This is a genomic window from Rhizobium sp. NFR12 (assembly GCF_900108545.1).
Taxonomy (GTDB): Bacteria; Pseudomonadota; Alphaproteobacteria; order Rhizobiales; family Rhizobiaceae; genus Neorhizobium; species Neorhizobium soli.
The window spans coordinates 694,917-710,296 of sequence record NZ_FNWM01000001.1 but is presented as its reverse complement, the minus strand read 5'-3'; the positions used below and the strand labels follow the sequence as shown (position 1 = coordinate 710,296).

The following is a 15,380-nucleotide window of genomic DNA, read 5'->3' as shown; positions in this document are numbered from 1 at the left end:
TGCGGATGAAACGGTGCCGCGTCCCTAGACGGGTGAGCGGCGGCACCGGAATTCGATCAGGCAGCGACCTTGGACAGCGCGGCCTTCTGCGTTTCGAACGCATAGGTGAGCCACGGCATCAGCGCCTTCATGTCCGCCTCTTCGACGGTGGCGCCAGCCCAGATGCGCAAGCCCGACGGTGCGTCGCGGTAAGCGCCGACGTCGAGTGCGACGCCTTCCTTTTCGAGAATCGAGGTCACGCCCTTGGCAAAGGCTGCCTGTGCGTCAGCGTCGAGAGCGGCGATGTCGGCATCCGCGATCTTCAGGCAGACCGAGGTGTTGGAGCGGGTCTCATCGACCTGCGCCAGATTGGCGATCCAGTCGTTGGCCGCCACGAAATCGAAGATCACCTTTGCATTCGCGTCGGCACGGGCGATCAGCGCCTTCAAGCCACCGAGCGACTTCGCCCATTGCAGCGCATCGATATAATCCTCGACGCAGAGCATCGACGGCGTGTTGATCGTCTCACCCTTGAAGATGCCTTCGGAAATCTTCCCGCCCGAGGTCATGCGGAAGATTTTTGGAAGCGGCCACGCCGGAACGTAGCTTTCAAGACGGGCGACCGCGCGCGGCGACAGGATGATCATGCCGTGGCCGCCTTCGCCGCCCAGCACCTTCTGCCAGGAGAAGGTGGTGACATCGAGCTTGGAGAAATCGAGGTCCTGCGCAAATGCGGCCGACGTTGCGTCGCAGATGGTGAGGCCCTTGCGGTCATCAGGGATGAAGTCGGCATTCGGAACGCGAACGCCCGAGGTCGTGCCGTTCCAGGTGAAGACCACGTCACGGTCGAAATCGATAGTGAAAAGATCGGGAAGAACGCCGTAATCGGCCTCGATCTTGCGCACATCCTTCAGCTTCAGCTGCTTGACCACGTCGGTGACCCAGCCGGCACCAAAGCTTTCCCAGGCGACCATGTCGACGCCACGTTCGCCAAGCAGCGACCACATCGCCATTTCAACGGCGCCGGTGTCGGATGCGGGAACGATGCCGATACGGTAATCGGCCGGAACGTTCAGAACTTCACGGGTGAGATCAATGGCCTGCTTGAGCTTGTCCTTGCCAACCTTGGCGCGGTGCGAACGACCGAGCGGGGCATCGGAGAGAGCGTCGAGCGACCAACCGGGGCGCTTCGAGCAAGGGCCAGAAGAAAAATGGGCGTTATTCGGACGGACGTCCGGCTTTGCGGCATTGGCCATATGTATACCCTTCCAGGTAATTGGCTCCTCGTTGGGGAGGAGTGTCCCGCCGCCGTGGATAGTGGAAAGATGAGAAAAGCGCAAGTGAAAATGGATTTCTGGAGAGTGCGGCTAGCAAGATCGCGCTGATGGACGCGGAGTAGCACAAGACCAAGATCGGTCCGCTAGCATATGTATGATATGCCGATCCCCCGACTGATCACCCTTGCAAAGTTCAAAAGACTATTGCGCCAATACTGTCGATATGGCTTGCAGCCCTGCAACGTCAGTGCGTCTTCAGCAATATGAGTCTGAAGCCCGCAGCCTATCGGGAAACTTTTCTCCGCCCAGGCTGTTTGATAGCTTACCTACAAATCCAGGAGCAGACCATGAAACGCTTTTTTGTACTGGCTGCAGCAGGCCTCCTCACGGCCTGCTCGACATCACAAGTCGACCTTTCCCCCATCCCCGGGAGCATCACATACAAAGGGCAGCCTCACACGCGGCTGAAAAACGCACCGGTGGGCAGCAGGATACCCCATGAATTTCGCAACCAGTTCGGTGAACGGATCAGCGAAACTTACGTCATCGAACCTGATCGTAGCCTGCGCATAATCGACAGACACAGGATCGACGGTCCATTCGATGACTGACCGTCGATCAGACATACCTGAAAGCCCTGGATTGGTCGCCTAGACAGTTGACGCCGCGATCTGGCTCTAGCGCGCCTCCTCGTAACGCTCTTAGTGTACCAGTGAGATGAAAGGGCAGAGGCAACCGGTCATCGTCCGAGACAGGCAAACGACAAAAGGCCGCCCGGAAGGCGACCCTTTTTTCTCGAGATCGAGATGAAGCTTACTTGTAGACCAGCGGAGCTGGTTCCGGCTCGTAGGCGACGGGTGTCGCGCAGCCGCCGAAGACGTAGCGAGCGCCAAGGCGTGCTTCGTGGCTGTAGAAGCCCTTGTCGCGACCCGGGCCTCCATTAGAGGCGTAACCGAACATGTCACCGCCGTCGACATAGCGGAAGCGGTAGCCGACATCGGCCTTGACGTTGCAGGTCACGTCGATGGTCGCGCCAGCCATCAGAGCACCGGTCGCGCGCCACGAGCCCTTGCCGCTGTGTTCAACCGAATCATCGCACAGCGCCGGGTTTCCGGTGGCGCAGGACGTGTTGCGCAGCTTGTCCCATTTCACATAGGTCGCACCGATACCGGCGCCGACATAGGGCGTGAAATAGGCGTATGTGCCGAGATCGACATAGACGTTGGCGAGAAGGCTATAGGCCCTCATCGATGCACGATCCTTGGAGATGCAGTCCGCCGCCACGCCGCAGCTGCCGCTTGTCGACCCTTCAAAGTCGCTCTTCGTCAGGTAGTCGAAAGTCACGTCCGAGCGCAGGTAGTTGTTGATCTGGTAACCGACACCACCGCCGAACGTGAAGCTGTCGTCGATATCCGTCGACCGGAAATCCGTTTCGCTTGCCGAGCTGCCGCCCTGAAAGAACTTGGCGCCGCGCAGCTTGTTGAAGGAATAACCGACGTCGCCGCGCAGGTACCACCCGGTCGACTCCTGAACGGTCACTTCCGGTGCATCCTGAAAGGCTTCCGGCTGCGGCTGATAGACATCCGCGGAATAGGCAACGGTGGTCGTCAGCAAGAACGCCATCGTGGCTGCTAGGCACTTCTTCATGGCTCATCTCCAAGCTTGTCGCGTCAATGGCAGGCACGACGCCCGGCCACCTCTTTGACAATGAAGAATGAAGAAAAAAGGTTAAATGCTGATTAACTATAACCCCAGCAAGGTTATATTCGTGAAGATTTGCGGTTAACAGTACACTGCTCTTAACGACATGTTCACATTATATAAGTGAATTCTAAAAAATTATCGGCGAATTTTTCTCGGATGACGCCCTCTCCTGCCGCCCACTCGCGTTGGTCAGCCTTCCCGGTCCGCTTTGGCTTTGCGTTTCAGCTCGGCCACGGATCGAAGATGGTCGGCGAGCGCAGTCCTCAGTTTTTCCTGCTCATGCCTTGCGACAAGTTTGACCGCTGCCCTGCGGACAGCTTCGATTTTCACGTGCTGCATCTCTTCCATCCCGTCCTTGCGGGAAAGAGAACGCACCATCTCGAAGTTCGATCCCTAAAAAATCAGGGGTAACTTCTTGGCGAGCCAAGACGTTATCGGCGAACCGATCTGCTGCTTCGGAGTTGTCCGTTCTGCATAGGAAAGGGTCAGGTTTTGACACAACTGAATACCGATACTGGGAAATCATTGGCGGTCCACGCCGACGTGCCGCGACCGATCGCCGAACATGGTGCGGTCGGCAATCTGAGAACCCTGGCGCTGGTTGCGCGCGATGGTGCGATCGATTTTCTCTGCTGGCCGGATCTGGACAGTCCCAGCATCTTCGCCGCACTCCTCGATCCGGAAAAGGGCGGCGCGTTCGAGCTTTCGCCTGACATCGACGATGCCCGTCGTCTGCAGATGTATATCCCCGAGACCAACGTCCTCCTCACCCGCTGGCTCGGACAGCACCAGAGCGCCGAAGTGGTCGATCTGATGCCGGTGCCAAAAACCGAGGACGGGGTGGAGAACCTGATCCGCCGGGTTGAAGTCACCCGCGGCGAGATGACGTTTTCGCTGCGTTGCTGGCCGCGCTTCGACTATGCGCGCAAGGTGCCCGAGGTCACGGTCGACGGCGGCGTGTCAACGTTCCGCTGCGGTGATTTCACCCTTCGCCTCTCGGGCCCGGTGACCTTCGAAAAGGAAGACGGCGGTGTCAGCGCCACGTTTTCATTGAAAGCCGGAGAGACGGCCGACTTTGTTCTGGACGGAAACGACGGCGACGTCTGGGACAAGGACGCTGTCAGCGCAGCAATCGCGGACGCCATAGAATACTGGCAGGGCTGGGCAAAACGCTCGACCTATACCGGTCGCTGGCGCTCCTCCGTCACCCGCTCGGCACTGGCGCTCAAGCTTTTGACCTCGCAAAAGAACGGTTCCATCGCCGCAGCGGGCACATTCGGTTTGCCCGAAGCTCCGGGCGGCCCGCGAAACTGGGATTACCGTGCGACCTGGATCCGGGATGCCTCCTTCACGATCTACGCGCTGATGCGCCTTGGCTATCAGGACGAAGCGAACGCATTTTCCCACTGGCTCGTCGACAGGACCGATCGGTCGCCAGGTGGGGAAATACAAATCATGTACAATCTCGATGGCAGTCGCGTCGACACCGAACAGGAACTCGACCACCTCTCGGGCTATGGTGGCGCCAAACCCATCCGCGTCGGCAACAACGCAGCTGAACAGATCCAGCTGGACATCTACGGCGAGCTTCTCGATTCGGTCTATATCAGCAACAAATACGGCGAGGCGATCTCCCACGACAACTGGAATGCTGTCCGGCGCATCGTCGACCACGTCTGCGACATCTGGCAGGACGCCGATGCCGGCATATGGGAAATCCGCAGCGAGCCGCAGGAACATCTGCATTCCCGGCTTATGTGCTGGGTCGCGGTGGATCGTGCCATCCGGCTCGCGCAGAAGCGGTCGCTAACAGCTCCGTTCGGACGCTGGGTCGAGGCACGCAATGCCATCAGCGACGACATCTGGGCAAACTTCTGGAATGCCGATCTCGGGCACTTCGTTCATGCCAAGGGCGGCAGTGATCTCGACGCGTCCATGCTGATGATGCCGCTCGTGCGCTTCATCAGTGCCACCGACCCGGCCTGGCTGGCGACGCTCGATGCAATCGGCAACGAACTTGCCGATGATGCGCTCGTCATGCGCTACAAGCGCAAGGACGGCCTGGACGGCGATGAAGGCTTCTTCGCCGCCTGTTCATTCTGGTATGTGGAGTGCCTCGCCCGCGCCGGTCGCCTGGCGGAAGCCGAGATCAACATGGAAAAGCTGCTCCTGTTCGGCAATCACCTGCAGCTCTATGCGGAAGAATTCGATCCGCGCGGTGAGTTCCTCGGCAACTTCCCGCAGGCCTTCACCCACCTCGCCCTGATCAGCGCCGCCTTCTACCTCGACGGCGCACTGGACGGCAAGTTCAGGCAGTGGCGGCCGTAACCAGCGAACGGCCACAAGGTCGTGGCCCATCCCTCTCCCGTCATAGCCGGGAGAGGCTAGATCCGAACGATCCGTCAGGCCGCTTCCGGTCTGGCGTTGGCAATCACCGTAACGAGATCGCCGACGATGCGCTCGACCTGGGCCCGGTCGTCGCCTTCAGCCATGACACGGATCAGCGGCTCGGTGCCCGATGGGCGGATGACGAGTCGGCCCTTGGTGGCAAGCTCGGCTTCCGCATCCGCGATCGCCTGACGAACGACGGCGTTTTCCAGCGGCTTGCCACCCGCAAAGCGCACGTTTTTCAAAAGCTGCGGCACTGGCTCGAACCGGCGGCAGACTTCGCTCACCGGGCGATCGAGCCGCTTGACGCGGGCAAGAATCTGCAAGGCTGCGACAAGACCGTCACCGGTGGTGCCGAAATCCGACAGCACGATATGACCGGACTGTTCGCCACCCACGTTGAAATCGTGATTGCGCATGTGCTCGACCACGTACCGGTCGCCGACCTTGGTGCGCGCAAGCGTCAGGCCTTTCTTCTCCATGAAGCGCTCGAGCCCGAGATTGGACATGACGGTCGCGACAATGCCGCCGCCGGTCAGCTTGTCGTCTTCCGCCCAGCTTTCGCCGATGACCGCCATCAGCTGGTCGCCATCGATGATATCGCCATTCTCGTCGACGATGATGACACGGTCCGCGTCGCCGTCGAGCGCAATGCCGATATCGGAGCGCGTCTCGTGGACCTTGCGCTGCAGCGCCGCCGGGCTGGTTGAGCCGCAATCGAGATTGATGTTGGTGCCGTTCGGCTCGTTGCCGATAGTGACCACTTCGGCGCCGAGCTCCCACAGAGCCAGCGGCGCGACCTTGTAGGCGGCACCATTGGCGCAATCGATCGCGACCCGAAGACCGTGCAGCGTCACGTCACGCGGGAGCGTGCGCTTGGCCTGTTCGATATAACGGTAGATATCGCCCTCGACGCGCTTGGCGCGACCGATATCGGCCGATTTTGCCAGCTGCGAATGGAGGTCGCTGTCGAGCAGATCCTCGATCCGCATTTCCAGCTCATCGGAAAGCTTGTAGCCGTCGGGGCCGAACAGCTTGATGCCGTTATCCTCGAACGGGTTGTGTGAAGCGGAAATCATCACGCCGACATCCGCACGCAGCGAGCGCGTCAGCATGGCGACGGCGGGCGTCGGGATCGGGCCAAGCAAAAACACGTCGAGGCCGGCTGCGGTAAAGCCTGCGACCATGGCATTTTCCAGCATGTAGCCGGAAAGACGGGTATCCTTGCCGATCACCACTCGGTGGCGGTGCGTTCCGTTGCGAAAAATTGTTCCGACGGCAATACCGACGCGCATCGCAAGATCTGGCGTCATCGGATAGACGTTGGAATGCCCGCGGATGCCATCAGTCCCAAAATAGCGGCGTGTCATGTAAGCTCCCTGGTACACGCGCTCTCAAAAGCGCGGTCTTCGCCCGGTTATGTCTGTATGTGCAACATGCCCGAGCGGATCGGCGGCACTGCCGTCCAAGATCGGCTCATGCCACAGTTCATCTGCGTTGGCACCTAAATTACCGTCAAAATCACTTATATCCCGTTACCGAACCAGCCCTGCTAAGGTCGATAAGCAAAAGCCGCCGCGGATGTTTCCGCAGCGGCTGCAATAGGTTTGATGCAGTAGAGATCAGTGCGGCTGAGGTTCAAGACCGCCTTCGGGCGCATCGCCCTTCGGCTCGTCCTTCTTTGCACCGGCGCTCGGCACAGCCGAACCACGGCTTGGCGTCGAATCGTCGCCAAGGTCACGCGACGGCTTCTGGCCGAGAATCAGCGCTCTGATTTCGTCACCCGAAAGGGTTTCGTACTCGAGAAGGCCCTCAGCGATGGCCACGAACTGATCGTGGTATTCAGTCAGGATGTGGCGCGCTTCCGTATAGGCTTCGTCGATCAGGCGGCGAACTTCGCTGTCGATCTTCTGGGCCGTCGATTCGGAGACGTTCTTCGACTGCGAAACCGAATGGCCGAGGAACACTTCCTGCTGGTTCTCACCATAGGCGACCTGACCGAGGATGTCGGAGAAGCCCCACTGGGTGACCATGGCGCGGGCAAGCTTTGTCGCCTGCTCGATATCCGAGGATGCACCCGACGTGATATTTTCCTTGCCGAACGTCAGTTCTTCAGCAACGCGGCCACCCATCATGATGGTCAGGCGCGATACCATCCACTTGTAGCTCATCGAATAGCGGTCGCCTTCCGGCAACTGCATGACCATGCCGAGCGCACGGCCGCGCGGAATAATGGTCGCCTTGTGCAGCGGATCGGCAACGGCCACCTTGAGGGCGGTGATCGCATGACCGGCTTCGTGATAGGCGGTAAGCTTCTTTTCGGCTTCGGTCATGGCGGACGAGCGACGCTCGGCACCCATCATGATCTTGTCCTTGGCGTCTTCGAATTCCTGCATGGTGACGAGACGCTTGTTGCGGCGCGCTGCCATCAGGGCAGATTCGTTGACAAGGTTCATGAGGTCGGCACCGGAGAAACCGGGCGTACCACGGGCAAGAACCTTGAGATCCACGTTGGGAGCAAGCGGCACGTTGCGCGCGTGAACCTTGAGGATGCGTTCGCGACCGACGATGTCAGGGTTCGGCACGACGACCTGACGGTCGAAACGGCCTGGACGCAGAAGTGCGGGATCGAGAACATCAGGACGGTTGGTTGCGGCGATGAGGATGATACCCTCGTTCGCCTCAAAGCCGTCCATCTCGACCAGAAGCTGGTTCAGCGTCTGCTCGCGTTCGTCGTTACCACCGCCGAGGCCTGCGCCACGGTGACGGCCGACGGCGTCGATTTCGTCGATGAAGATGATGCAGGGCGCATTTTTCTTGGCCTGCTCGAACATGTCGCGCACACGGGATGCACCGACGCCGACGAACATTTCCACGAAGTCCGAACCGGAGATCGTGAAGAACGGCACGTTGGCTTCACCTGCCACCGAACGGGCGAGCAGCGTCTTACCGGTGCCCGGAGGGCCGACAAGCAGCACGCCGCGCGGGATACGACCGCCGAGACGCTGGAACTTCTGCGGATCGCGCAGAAATTCGACGATTTCCTCGAGGTCGGCCTTGGCTTCGTCGACGCCGGCAACGTCCTCGAACGTGACGCGGCCATGCGCTTCGGTCAGAAGCTTCGCCTTCGACTTGCCGAAGCCCATCGCACCGCGTGAGCCACCCTGCATCTGGCGCATGAAGAACAGCCAGACACCGAGGATCAGCAGCATCGGCAACAGCGTGCCGATATAGCTCAGGAAGCCAGACGATCCGTCTGTCTCGGGGCGAGCCATGATCGAGACGTTCTTCGACTGAAGACGCTCCATCAGGCTGTCATCGATGACCGGGGAGTATGTCTGAAAATTGGTGCCGTTCTCGGTATAGGTGCCGAGGACACGATTGCCGGTCACGACGACGTCGCGAACGCGGCCGGAATCCACGTCACGCAGGAACTGCGAATACGGAATTTCGCGCGAGGACGTCTGCGACGGCGCCGTCTGGAACATGCTGAACAAAGCGATCAGCAGCAGGGCTATAATGGCCCAGAGGGCAAAATTGCGAAAATTTGGGTTCATCGAACTCCCCAGTATGCCAACGGTCACATCATGGCGACCGCCCTTCTTGGAACCTAACATAGGGTTGAGCTTTGGCATTGCCAAGGCGAACCGGCACGGACGCCTAGCTTTTCCGCTGCGAAAGCTTAACCGGAAGCGGGGGTATATCGTCGCATCCGACCAAATCGGCGAACTGGGCTGCAATCTCGAGCTCGAACTGCGACAGGAAGCGTTCGAACGTCCCCAGGACCGGGTGCATGTCAATCGCGTGCAGCAGGCCAGTTTCGAGTGTTTGCACCTGTGGCATTGCCGCCATGGCCCGCATCGCGACCGACCCGGGCGCATTCGGGAAAAGCGAGCCCGCCAGCGTGCGATCGGGAATGGTCGGCCCGATCACGATTTCGCTATTGGTTGGGTTGTGGACGCGGTATCGGCCATCGCAGACCTTCACCGCCCCCGCCGCGATGCGAACAGGGTTCAGATTGCGGCTTTCCCGGTAAAGATACAGCCCATCCCGACGCAGATCGAGGATGACCCGCCCTCCAGACATTCGGCCGAGGTGCCGGCCATCCAGAAATGCCGCGACCCGTGTCATCGTCTCGGTCGAAGGAACGTGTTCCCGTCCGCCCAGGAGCGCGATGAGATGTCCGAGCAGATGGTCCCGAGCCAGTGGATCGCCGCCCAATGCTTCGACCGGAAGATAAGCCAGAACCCCATGGCTGATGGTCAGCTGCTCGCGGGCCAGTTCCGCCGCATGGCGGGACAGACGCGTTCGCGAAGCGCCGGCCGCAGCGATCTCGTCCATCGTCACCGTTTCGATGCCCGTCAGAGCATTTCGAGTTCTGACCCTCTCGTAATGGCTGTCGAGGTTGCTCGGGTCGTCGATCCAGCCCTCGCCTCCCGCTGCAAGAAAATCCCGGATCGCTGAGCGACGCACAGACAGAAACGGTCGCAGCAGCCAGCGCCGTCTGTCGAGCAGGACTGCACCTGCCATGCCCGCCAGACCCAGGTTGCCCTTCGTGCCGTTGCGCACTGCGCGCATCGCCACCGTTTCGATCTGGTCATCCAGCGTATGGCCCGTGAGGATGGCGGTGGCTGCGATCTCGTCAGCGATCTCCATCAGCAGCCGGTAGCGAGCTTCTCGTGCAGCAGCCGGAATGCCGGTCGTTGGTTTGTCGCCGTCCCAGCGGCGGATCGTGTGGGGAATGCCCTTGCGTGCGCAAAGAGATGCCACCGCGCCGGCCTCCGCGCCTGATTCGGCTCGCAGCGCATGATCGATCGTGGCAGCGGCAAGTTCGATCCCGCCTTCCGGGTCAGTAGCCAGCGCCTCCTGAAGCGCGAGCAGAAGCCCGGTCGAATCACTGCCGCCGGAGATCCCCAAAAGCAGTTTCGCCGGCCTTGAAAGACCGGCGAGAAATTCACGAACCGCTGACTGCGGGGATGGATCCGGGGTGGTCACCGCCGCAGGATCAGCAGGACAGCCGCTTCTGCTCGGTCGTCACCTTGCCGAGCACGGCGCGCTGCGCATTTGGATAGCGCTTGGGTACCTCGCGAAGCGTCGCGCAGGCCGTATCCTTGTTGTCGAGAGCCGCAAGCGACATGCCGAGCTTCAGCAGCATTTCCGGCGCCTTGGCGGACTTGCCGTAGGTCTGGTGCGCGTTGAGAAAGGTCTTTGCCGCATCGGCATATTTCGCCTGCGAGAACTGCGCTTCGCCGAGCCAGAAATTGGCGTCTGCGGCCCTTGAGCTCTTCGGGTAGCTGGCGAGGTAGCTGGAGAACTCTTTCTCGGCGAGCGGGTAGTCGCCGGAAAGAACATGGTCATAGGCGATCTTGTAGCTGTCGCCCTCACTGCCAAGCGAGGCCGTCTGCTGCGGATCCTGCGACCCACCGCTGCGCGACGAGCCGGAAGCAACACCGGGAAGACCGGCCGAATTGCGGGCATTGTCGTTGCGGGACGCACCGACAGTATTTCCGCTCGTGTCGAGATTCATCGATCCAAGCGTTGTTGGCGCTGGTGCGGCGCGGTTGCCTGTGGTCGCGGATGGGCTGGATGGCTCACCGATGATGCGAGCCACGTCGTCGGCGCCTTGCGCAGCAGGTGGGGAGGTTTCGCCGGAGGAAGCCGAAGACGAAGGGCGGTTGGACGCCACGGCCGGTTGCCCGCCCGTGTCGCCCAAGTCGCTTCTCTTCTTCTTTTCCAAATCCTGGAACCGGAACTCGTTATCTTCCTGCGTTTTGCGCAGTTGTTCCTGCATCTGCAGGAGCTGATAACTCATTTCCTCGATACGGCCGTTGAGCTGCCGTACCTCTTCCTGAAGCTGCTGCGCTCGCACGGCATCGCCGCCCTGCGCAAGGATCACAGGCCGTTGTTCGGCCTGCGGCTGTTGCGGAGCGGTCTGCTCGCCCTGGAAGAGTTTCGGGAATGAGAAGGCACCAGCAGGGCCTGCCATCGCCGCCAGCCCCAGCATCGCTGCCAAGACAATTTTCTTCATGTGGTCCGTCCTGCTTCCCGCGCTTCGGCCCGCAAGCCGGAATGGCTTTCGGAAAGAACGAAGCGCAACCTATGTTCTACAACGCGCTGTGTGCAACGGAAACCCGGTGCGCGGCGCTGTAGCTTGCGCCGGATTGGCGCAATACGGATTTTTCTGAACTGCCGTCAAAAAGCAACCAAGTCAGCGTTCAAAATCAAGGGAAACGGGGCCAAACTAAGGAAAAACAAAAAAGGTGGCGCGATGGCCACCTTTTCTCACCAAAATGTCATGTGTGGAACGGGAGATAGCCCCGCCCCTCACCGGCATTACATGCCAGCGCCACCGAGAACGGTAACCGCGCGGCGGTTCTGCGACCAGCAGGAGATGTCGTCGCAGACAGCGACCGGACGTTCCTTGCCGAAGGAGATGGTCTTGATGCGGTTGGCAGGGATGCCGCGCGAAGCAAGATATTCCTTGGTGGACGAAGCGCGACGGGCGCCGAGTGCCAGGTTGTATTCGCGGGTGCCGCGTTCGTCGGCATGGCCTTCGATCGTGATCGCGTAGTTCGGGTAACGCTGCAGCCACTGAGCCTGACGGTCGAGCGTCTGCTGGGCATCTGCACGGACCGATGTCGAGTCGGTATCGAAGAAGATCCGGTCGCCGACATTGACCGTGAAGTCCTGGCTCGAGCCAGGTGTCGCCGAACCGCCGGCACCGCCGCCGTTGAGGCCAAGGTCACCCGCGTTGTTCGGGAGGTTCTTCTTGTTGGCGCAGCCTGCGAGAGCGAGCGCGAGCGTCAGAGCGATGACGGCCGGGTTGCGAGCGAGGGTCTGCATACGGCTCATCGCCGGGGTATGAATGCGGCTCATGGCCGTTCTCTCCTTGATCATTTAATTTTAAGAGTTGCCGAACTCTAACGGATTTAGGTTAACCATGATCAAACGGTTATGGTTAACGAATTCCTTCCGGTGCCCTATTTTTCAGTTGTTCTCAGCCGGTCGGAACGCAAGCGCGGCAAATCTGCCGCGCCTTGAACGTGCCTCCTATTCAAGAAGCGGCGACCAGGCCGGATCGGACCCGAATGCCGGGGTCTTGACCGCCTGCTCGTTATAGCCGCTGAGATCGATCGAATACAACTGCGGACCACCGGCACCGGCGTTCTGACGGAAGAACATCAGAACGCGACCGTTTGGTGCCCAGGTCGGACCCTCGTTGTGGAAGCCGGATGTCAGAATGCGCTCGCCAGAACCGTCCGGACGCATCACGCCGATCGAGAACTTTCCGCCCGACTGCTTGGTGAACGCGATCAGATCGCCACGCGGCGACCAGACCGGCGTCGAATAGGAACCATCGCCGAACGAGACGCGGCTCTGGCCCGAACCGTCTGCACCCATCACATAGATTTGCTGGCGGCCGCCACGGTCGCTTTCGAACGTGATGCGCGCACCATCGGGCGAATAGGATGGCGCGGTATCGATCGCAGCCGTCGACGTCAGGCGCGTCGTCGTGCGCGAACGCAGGTCCATCGTGTAGATATTGGCGTTGCCTTCCTGCTGAAGGCTCATAATCACCTTCTGACCGTCAGGCGAGAAGCGCGGCGAGAACGTCATGCCGGGGAAATTGCCCACCACTTCGCGCTGTCCGGTTTCCAGCTGCAGCAGGTAGACCCGCGGCTGGTTGCCCTCGAACGACATGTAGGTGACTTCCTGACGGCTTGGCGAAAAGCGCGGCGTCAGCACGAGATCCTTGGTGCCGGTCAGCATGCGGACGTTGAAACCGTCCTGGTCCATGATTGCCAACTGACGCTGACGGGCAGTCTTCGGACCGCTTTCGGATACGAACACGACGCGGGTGTCAAAGTAGCCCTGCTCGCCGGTGATCTGCTTATAGATCGCGTCGGCGATGATGTGCGCCAGACGACGCCAGTTTTCCGGCTGAGTAAAGAACTGCTGGCCGGTCATCTGCTGGCCGGCAAACGTATCCCAGAGACGGAATTCGGCGCGCAGACGACCGTCGCCTTCACGGCTGACGCGACCGACGACCAGCGCCTGGGCGTTGATCGCCTTCCAGTCTTCGAAACGCGGCGCGCGGCCCGGATCGGTGATTTTTTCGATGAACGCCTGCTTGTTGACAGGCGCGAACAATCCCGAACGCTGAAGATCGGCGGCGATAACCTGCGAAATCTGCGGTCCAAGCTCGTTGTTGGACAGGAAATCGGTAATCGCGATCGGCAGCGGCTCAACATTGCCCTTGTTGATGTTGATCTCGACCACCGCGTTTGCGGGGTTGGAGATCGCGGCGGCACCGGCGGACGCCATCATGAGCCCGAGGAAGGAACGTCTGATCATGGTTTGGCCTTTCAAAGCATATCAAGATCGCTGGGGCTGAAGTTCACGATGACTTCGCTCCACGCATCGTATTTGTCTGCCGGCAGGTTCTTGAACGGCGACGAACGCAAGACAGCGCGGCGCGCGCTGGATTCGAGCGTCCGGCGGGCCGTATCTGAACCGCCGCTTGAGGAAACTTCGGGTTCGCCGACGATCATGCCCGACTGGTCGAGCCGCATATGGACGCGGATGACCACGCCTTCTGCACCTTCGATGCCTGCGATATAGGACCAGTTCTTGCCGATCTGCCCGCGCAACGCGTCCATTTCGCTGACGCTGAGCTTTGAACCGGTCGATGGCTTCGTGCTGCCCGTGGAGGCAGGCGACGTCGAACGCTTGGCACCGCCGCCGGACGCATCCTGCTTGTTGAGAAGCGCTGCAATCTGGTCGGCATTGAAATCGCTGGCCTTGGAAGACGAGGACTTGGCCGTCTCCTGCTTCTTGCCTTCCTTCTTGTCGCTCGGCTTGGAAGCTTCGGTGGCCTTGGTGTCAGCCTTGGCGGTCTCGGTCGGCTTCGGCGGGTCAGGCTTTTTCTCGACCGGCTTTTCGACGGGTTTTGCCTGTTCCTTCGGCGGTTCCTGCTTCGGCTTGGCGGCCGGCAGCGGAACGCTGTCGGGAAGCGGCGCTTCCTCGGTCTTGGCTTCGGTCGGAGTTGGCGTCGGTGGCGGTGTCTCGGCCTTCGGCGGTGTCGGCTCGGGCTTCGGCGGGGTCGGCTCCGGCTTCGGCTGCGGCAGAGCTGCCACTTCCTGAGGCTTCGGCGCCGTCTCTTCCTTGACGATATCCTTGACCTGGTTGTCCTCGTCCGTCGGGGTCGGCGTCGGGCGCTCCACCGGCTTTGGCGCGGCGGCGGCTTCGGTCTTCAGGGGCTTCTTGGCCGGTGTCGGCGGGGACTTCAGGTCGATGTCGCTCTCGCCGGCATTCTCGGCGTTTTCGACGACCTTCTGGTTCTTGGTTTCCTTCACCGAAGGCTTTTCGGTGAGAGGCGCCTTCTTGTCACCCTGCTGCATCTGGGTGATCGATTCCACCGGGACGATGTCGACCGGCAGCGCCTCGACGTCGGCGACGTTGAGCTGCATCGGTGAACTCAGCGAGACAAGCGCCCAGCCGAGAAGCACCGAATGGAGAACCAGCGATGTGCCGATACTACCCTTCATGGCGTGGGATCACTGCTCCTGTTCCTGAAGGGTAACGAGGCCGAGGTTCTTGTAACCGGCAGACGAAATGCGGGCCATGACCTTCATCACCACGCCATAGGCAGCGGCAGTGTCGCCACGCACATAGATGCGCTCGTTATAGCCGGTCGTGGCGATTGCCTGCAGCTTCGGCAGGATCTCGTCGATCGTGATCGGGGTTTCCTGCAGGAAGATCTGCCCTTCCGGATTGACCGAAACGGTGATCGGCTGCGTATCGGAATTCATCGCCTTGGCCTGGGTTTCAGGCAGGTCGATCGGCACGCCGACAGTCATCATCGGTGCGGCGACCATGAAGATGATGAGAAGCACGAGCATGACGTCGACAAGCGGCGTGACGTTGATTTCGCTGATCGCGCCGCTACGGCTGCGCCCACCGCGACGTCCGCGACGACCGCCTCCCGATTTTGCTCCTCCGGCCGACATGCCCATGGTGCTTACTCCTGGC

The 15,380-nt window shown here is 60.6% G+C and carries 13 protein-coding genes; 2 read left to right on the top strand and 11 right to left on the bottom strand.

Features of this window, described 5'->3' with window-relative positions; all coding sequences use genetic code 11:
- Positions 1-56 precede the first annotated feature (56 nt).
- Positions 57-1,235 carry a phosphoserine transaminase gene (locus BLW69_RS03345; protein ID WP_092659913.1) on the bottom strand — a complete coding sequence of 393 codons (1,179 nt, stop codon included), beginning with the start codon at positions 1,233-1,235 and terminating at the stop codon, positions 57-59.
- A 368-nt stretch (positions 1,236-1,603) separates the two neighbouring features.
- Between BLW69_RS03345 and BLW69_RS03340 the strand changes: the two genes are divergently transcribed.
- Positions 1,604-1,867 carry a hypothetical protein gene (locus BLW69_RS03340; protein WP_062583120.1) on the top strand — a complete coding sequence of 88 codons (264 nt, stop codon included), beginning with the start codon at positions 1,604-1,606 and terminating at the stop codon, positions 1,865-1,867.
- A gap of 202 nt (positions 1,868-2,069) precedes the next feature.
- On the opposite strand, the gene BLW69_RS03335 is transcribed toward BLW69_RS03340, so the two are convergent.
- On the bottom strand, positions 2,070-2,903 hold the full coding sequence (locus tag BLW69_RS03335; protein ID WP_092659911.1) for an outer membrane protein: 834 nt from the start codon (positions 2,901-2,903) through the stop codon (positions 2,070-2,072).
- A 246-nt stretch (positions 2,904-3,149) separates the two neighbouring features.
- Entirely contained in the window at positions 3,150-3,299 is a 150-nt protein-coding gene (locus tag BLW69_RS22675; RefSeq protein WP_162728259.1) for a hypothetical protein, read from the bottom strand.
- A gap of 153 nt (positions 3,300-3,452) precedes the next feature.
- On the opposite strand from BLW69_RS22675, the gene BLW69_RS03325 reads away from it, so the two are divergent.
- Positions 3,453-5,288: a glycoside hydrolase family 15 protein gene (locus tag BLW69_RS03325; protein WP_092659909.1), complete on the top strand. Its 1,836-nt coding sequence runs from the start codon at positions 3,453-3,455 to the stop codon at positions 5,286-5,288.
- 74 nt (positions 5,289-5,362) lie between these two features.
- Here BLW69_RS03325 and glmM read toward each other — a convergent pair whose 3' ends face one another.
- The 8 genes from glmM to tolR all read right to left on the bottom strand — a co-directional run bounded on the left by glmM (position 5,363) and on the right by tolR (position 15,364).
- Complete coding sequence (glmM, locus tag BLW69_RS03320; RefSeq protein ID WP_092659907.1) at positions 5,363-6,718, bottom strand: phosphoglucosamine mutase; 1,356 nt, start codon at positions 6,716-6,718, stop codon at positions 5,363-5,365.
- Between the two features lie 252 nt (positions 6,719-6,970).
- Positions 6,971-8,905, bottom strand: a complete 1,935-nt coding sequence (gene ftsH / locus BLW69_RS03315) for an ATP-dependent zinc metalloprotease FtsH (RefSeq protein ID WP_062461836.1) — start codon at positions 8,903-8,905, stop codon at positions 6,971-6,973.
- A 103-nt stretch (positions 8,906-9,008) separates the two neighbouring features.
- Complete coding sequence (tilS, locus tag BLW69_RS03310) at positions 9,009-10,343, bottom strand: tRNA lysidine(34) synthetase TilS (protein ID WP_092659905.1); 1,335 nt, start codon at positions 10,341-10,343, stop codon at positions 9,009-9,011.
- A 10-nt stretch (positions 10,344-10,353) separates the two neighbouring features.
- Positions 10,354-11,376: a tol-pal system protein YbgF gene (gene ybgF, locus BLW69_RS03305; protein WP_092659903.1), complete on the bottom strand. Its 1,023-nt coding sequence runs from the start codon at positions 11,374-11,376 to the stop codon at positions 10,354-10,356.
- A 305-nt stretch (positions 11,377-11,681) separates the two neighbouring features.
- Positions 11,682-12,224, bottom strand: a complete 543-nt coding sequence (pal, locus tag BLW69_RS03300; RefSeq protein WP_092659901.1) for a peptidoglycan-associated lipoprotein Pal — start codon at positions 12,222-12,224, stop codon at positions 11,682-11,684.
- A 174-nt stretch (positions 12,225-12,398) separates the two neighbouring features.
- Positions 12,399-13,703: a Tol-Pal system beta propeller repeat protein TolB gene (gene tolB / locus BLW69_RS03295; RefSeq protein ID WP_092659899.1), complete on the bottom strand. Its 1,305-nt coding sequence runs from the start codon at positions 13,701-13,703 to the stop codon at positions 12,399-12,401.
- 11 nt (positions 13,704-13,714) lie between these two features.
- A complete protein-coding gene (locus BLW69_RS03290; protein ID WP_092659897.1) occupies positions 13,715-14,896 on the bottom strand; it encodes a cell envelope integrity protein TolA in 1,182 nt (393 codons plus the stop codon).
- A 9-nt stretch (positions 14,897-14,905) separates the two neighbouring features.
- Positions 14,906-15,364 carry a protein TolR gene (gene tolR, locus BLW69_RS03285; RefSeq protein ID WP_062460755.1) on the bottom strand — a complete coding sequence of 153 codons (459 nt, stop codon included), beginning with the start codon at positions 15,362-15,364 and terminating at the stop codon, positions 14,906-14,908.
- Positions 15,365-15,380: the final 16 nt, after the last annotated feature.

What these genes read in the sequence shown, in the direction of transcription:
- BLW69_RS03345 (WP_092659913.1), bottom strand. Translation starts at nt 1,235, where the DNA reads ATGGCCAATGCCGCAAAGCCGGACGTCCGTCCGAATAACGCCCATTTT.
- BLW69_RS03340 (WP_062583120.1), top strand. Translation starts at nt 1,604, where the DNA reads ATGAAACGCTTTTTTGTACTGGCTGCAGCAGGCCTCCTCACGGCCTGC.
- BLW69_RS03335 (WP_092659911.1), bottom strand. Translation starts at nt 2,903, where the DNA reads ATGAAGAAGTGCCTAGCAGCCACGATGGCGTTCTTGCTGACGACCACC.
- BLW69_RS22675 (WP_162728259.1), bottom strand. Translation starts at nt 3,299, where the DNA reads ATGCAGCACGTGAAAATCGAAGCTGTCCGCAGGGCAGCGGTCAAACTT.
- glmM (WP_092659907.1), bottom strand. Translation starts at nt 6,718, where the DNA reads ATGACACGCCGCTATTTTGGGACTGATGGCATCCGCGGGCATTCCAAC.
- ftsH (WP_062461836.1), bottom strand. Translation starts at nt 8,905, where the DNA reads ATGAACCCAAATTTTCGCAATTTTGCCCTCTGGGCCATTATAGCCCTG.
- ybgF (WP_092659903.1), bottom strand. Translation starts at nt 11,376, where the DNA reads ATGAAGAAAATTGTCTTGGCAGCGATGCTGGGGCTGGCGGCGATGGCA.
- pal (WP_092659901.1), bottom strand. Translation starts at nt 12,224, where the DNA reads ATGAGCCGCATTCATACCCCGGCGATGAGCCGTATGCAGACCCTCGCT.
- tolB (WP_092659899.1), bottom strand. Translation starts at nt 13,703, where the DNA reads ATGATCAGACGTTCCTTCCTCGGGCTCATGATGGCGTCCGCCGGTGCC.
- BLW69_RS03290 (WP_092659897.1), bottom strand. Translation starts at nt 14,896, where the DNA reads ATGAAGGGTAGTATCGGCACATCGCTGGTTCTCCATTCGGTGCTTCTC.
- tolR (WP_062460755.1), bottom strand. Translation starts at nt 15,364, where the DNA reads ATGGGCATGTCGGCCGGAGGAGCAAAATCGGGAGGCGGTCGTCGCGGA.